Genomic DNA, 3,490 nt, shown 5'->3' with positions numbered 1-3,490 from the left:
GCCTGTCGGGCACCATCGAACCGGCTATCGACACCGCGCAGCGCGCCTGGCGCGACGGCGACGAGCGCCCTCTCGTGCTCGTCGACGCGGGCGGCGACGACGCGGGCGCCACGGCGCTCGGGCGCTTCGCGCGCACGGTCGAGCAGGCTCCCTACGAGATGCTGTACGTGGTGAACCGCAGCCGCAACCTCACGCAGGAGCCCGCCGAGGCGGTGGAGGTGCTGCGCGAGATCGAGGCGAAGTCGCACCTGCGCGCCACGTGCGTCGTGAACAACACGCACCTGCAGCGCGACACCGACGCCCAGGTCGTGGAGCAGGGCGTGCCGTTCGCGCAAGCGGTCGCGCAGGCGGCCGGGCTGCCCCTGGCATGCACCACGGTGCCCGCCGCGGCGGCGCGCCAGGTCGCCGACCGGGAAACTACCCACCGCGCGCCGAATGAGGATCGGCAAACGTACTATCCTGTGCAAGTATATGTAAGAACTCCCTGGGAATAGACAAGAGAGCTGCGCGCCGGACGGTTCCAGTCCGGCCGTTTATGCATTCGGACGAGACGAGGAAGGCGAATCATGGCGAGAATCAGCGTAGACGACTCCTTCTGCAAGGGGTGCGGCCTGTGCGTCGACGCATGTCCCGAGCAGATCATGGCGCTCGACCACGACAAGATCACCGCGAAGGGCTACCACCCCGCGTACTGCACCGACCTGGACGCGTGCACGGGCTGCATGTCCTGCGCGGTCATGTGCCCTGACGTAGCGATCACGGTAGAGAGGTAGACCCATGGCAGAGAAAGTGCTCATGAAGGGTAACGAGGCTTTGGCGGAGAGCGCCCTGCGCGCCGGCTGCCGCTTCTTCTTCGGCTACCCCATCACGCCGCAGACCGAGCTCGCGGCCTACATGTCCAAGCGCATGGAGAAGGTCGGCGGCACGTTCTTGCAGGCCGAAAGCGAGATCGCGGCCATCAACATGGTGTACGGGGCGGCTGCGGCCGGCGCGCGCGTCATGACGTCGTCCTCGTCGCCGGGCATCTCGCTCAAGGGCGAGGGCATCTCCTACATGGCCGGCGCCGATCTGCCCGGCGTCATCATCAACGTGCAGCGCGGCGGCCCGGGCCTCGGCGGCATCCAGCCGTCGCAGGCCGACTACTGGCAGGCCACGCGCGCGCTCGGCCACGGCGACTTCCGCGTGGTGGTGTACGCGCCGTCCACTGTCCAGGAGATGGCCGACTACGTGTACTCGGCCTTCGACGTGGCCGACAAGTACCGCACGCCCGTCATGATCCTGGCCGACGGCATGCTGGGCCAGATGATGGAGCCCGTGGTCATGCCCGAGCCCATCGACTCGCTGCCCGAGAAGCCCTGGGCCACCAACGGTCACAAGCACCGGCGTCCCCACAACGTGGTGAACTCGCTGTACCTCACCGCCGAGGCCCTGGAGGACCTCAACGTGGAGCGCTACGAGCGCTACGCCGCCATCGAGCGCGACGAGCAGCGCGCCGAGTCGTTCATGACCGACGACGCCGACATCGTGGTGGTCGCGTTCGGCGCGAGCGCCCGCGTGGCGCGCAGCGCGGTGGTCGCGGCTCGCGAGAAGGGCGTCAAAGCCGGCCTCATCCGCCCCATCACCCTGTGGCCGTTCCCCGTGGACGCCATCGAGGCCACCATCCCTCAGGCGAAGGCCTACCTGTCGGTGGAGATGAACATGGGCCAGATGGTGGACGACGTGCGCCTGACCGTGGCCGGCCGCCGTCCGGTGGATTTCTACGGCCGCACCGGCGGCGTCATCCCGACGCCGGTGGAGGTGCTGGCCAAGCTCGAGGCTATGAACGAAGCAATCGCCGCATCCGCGAAAGGAGGGGAGTAGGCCATGGCCGACAAGGAAATGAAAGTCGTGTTCGAACGACCCCATGCGCTCCTGCCCGTCGTCACCAACTACTGCCCTGGGTGCGCCCACGGCATCGTCAACCGCCTCGTGGCCGAGTGCCTCGACGAGCTGGACGTGGAAGGCTCCACCGTGGGCATCGCCCCCGTCGGCTGCACCGTCACGTCCTACGACTTCTACGGCTGCGACATGATCGAGGCCGCGCACGGCCGCGCCCCGGCGGTGGCCACCGCGGTGAAGCGCGCGCTGCCCGACGGCGTGGTGTTCGCCTACCAGGGCGACGGCGACCTGGCGTCCATCGGCATGGCCGAGACGGTCCACGCGGCCACGCGCGGCGAGAACATCACCGTCATCTTCGTGAACAACGCCATCTACGGCATGACGGGCGGCCAGATGGCCCCCACGAGCCTGCCGAACCAGGTGACCCAGACGTCCCCCTACGGCCGCAACACCGAGACGGCCGGCTTCCCCATCCGCGTGTGCGAGCTTCTGAGCTCGTTGGACGGCGTGGCGTACCTCGAGCGCGTCACCGTCGACTGCCCGAAGAACGTGCGCAAGGCGAAGAAGGCCATCAGACGAGCGTTCCAGACGCAGATCGACGGCCGCGGCTACTCGCTCGTCGAGATCGTGGGCACGTGCCCGACGAACTGGGGCATGACGCCGCAGGACGCGTTCGCCTGGATGAACGAGAACATGCTGCCGTACTATCCGTTGGGCGTGTACAAGGACGTGGTGGCCGAGGGCTACGCGGACGCGGCCGAGGCGGCCTCGGCGCGCAACGCCGCATGCCCCATCGCGCACCCCGACTCGCAGGTGGAAGGAGGCGCGCGATGAGCCGCTCCGTCAACATGGTGCTGGCCGGCTTCGGCGGCCAAGGCGTGCTGTTCGCCGGCAAGCTGATCGCCTACGCCGGCTTGCTGGAAGACCGCGAGGTGTCGTGGCTGCCCTCCTACGGCCCCGAGATGCGCGGCGGCACCGCCAACTGCAGCGTGTGCCTCTCCGACGACCCCATCGGCAGCCCGCTCGTGCTCGCCCCCGACGTGCTCGTTGCCATGAACCAGCCGTCCCTCGACAAGTTCGAGGCAAGCGTGGCCGAAGGCGGCATCGTGGTGGCCGACTCCACGCTCGTCCAGCGCATCCCCGAGATCGAGGGCGTGCGCATGTGCGCCATCCCCGCGACGGCCATGGCCGAGGAGGCCGGCTTCAAGAAGCTGGCGAACATCATCCTTGCCGGCAAGCTGTTCGCCGAGACGCGCTTCTGCGAGGAGGAGACCCTCTGGAAGGCCATCGAGAAGTGCGTGCCCGCCAAGAAGACGGCGATGCTCGACATGAACAAACGGGCCCTGCAACTGGGAATCGACGCGTAAGGAGCGACCATGGTAGCTGAACTGGCCGAGATCGGCCTGCGCATCAAGGGCCTTCGCGAGGCGTGCGACGTCTCGCGCGAGGACATGGCGGCCGAGCTGGAGGTGCCGCTGGAAACGTACGCGCGCTGGGAGGAGACCGGCGACGACGTGCCCATCTCGGCCATCTACCACATGGCCCATCACTTCGGCGTGGAGTTCACCGAGATCCTCACGGGGACCGCGGCCAAGCTGGACACGTACCAGGT

6 protein-coding genes are annotated in these 3,490 nt (G+C 68.1%); all 6 read left to right on the top strand.

Annotated features, from left to right (window positions below):
• Nucleotides 1-494, top strand: a 494-nt coding sequence (locus tag ACMO6A_RS01725; protein WP_418470691.1) for a ParA family protein, incomplete at its 5' end; no start/stop codon positions are given.
• A 72-nt stretch (nucleotides 495-566) separates the two neighbouring features.
• Nucleotides 567-773 carry a 4Fe-4S binding protein gene (locus ACMO6A_RS01720; RefSeq protein WP_009307119.1) on the top strand — a complete coding sequence of 69 codons (207 nt, stop codon included), beginning with the start codon at nucleotides 567-569 and terminating at the stop codon, nucleotides 771-773.
• 4 nt (nucleotides 774-777) lie between these two features.
• A complete protein-coding gene (locus tag ACMO6A_RS01715; protein ID WP_009307118.1) occupies nucleotides 778-1,860 on the top strand; it encodes a 3-methyl-2-oxobutanoate dehydrogenase subunit VorB in 1,083 nt (360 codons plus the stop codon).
• Nucleotides 1,861-1,863: 3 nt separating this feature from the next.
• Nucleotides 1,864-2,712 carry a thiamine pyrophosphate-dependent enzyme gene (locus ACMO6A_RS01710; protein ID WP_009307117.1) on the top strand — a complete coding sequence of 283 codons (849 nt, stop codon included), beginning with the start codon at nucleotides 1,864-1,866 and terminating at the stop codon, nucleotides 2,710-2,712.
• Nucleotides 2,709-3,245: a 2-oxoacid:acceptor oxidoreductase family protein gene (locus ACMO6A_RS01705; RefSeq protein ID WP_009307116.1), complete on the top strand. Its 537-nt coding sequence runs from the start codon at nucleotides 2,709-2,711 to the stop codon at nucleotides 3,243-3,245. Before ACMO6A_RS01710 ends, ACMO6A_RS01705 begins: the two co-directional genes overlap by 4 nt.
• A gap of 9 nt (nucleotides 3,246-3,254) precedes the next feature.
• The coding region (locus tag ACMO6A_RS01700) for a helix-turn-helix domain-containing protein (protein WP_418470690.1) at nucleotides 3,255-3,490 on the top strand (236 nt) is incomplete at its 3' end.

The organism is Eggerthella sp., from assembly GCF_048329335.1.
GTDB lineage: Bacteria > Actinomycetota > Coriobacteriia > Coriobacteriales > Eggerthellaceae > Eggerthella > Eggerthella lenta.
The sequence above is the reverse complement of the archived record's forward strand: the minus strand, read 5'-3'. Positions and strand labels throughout refer to the sequence as shown.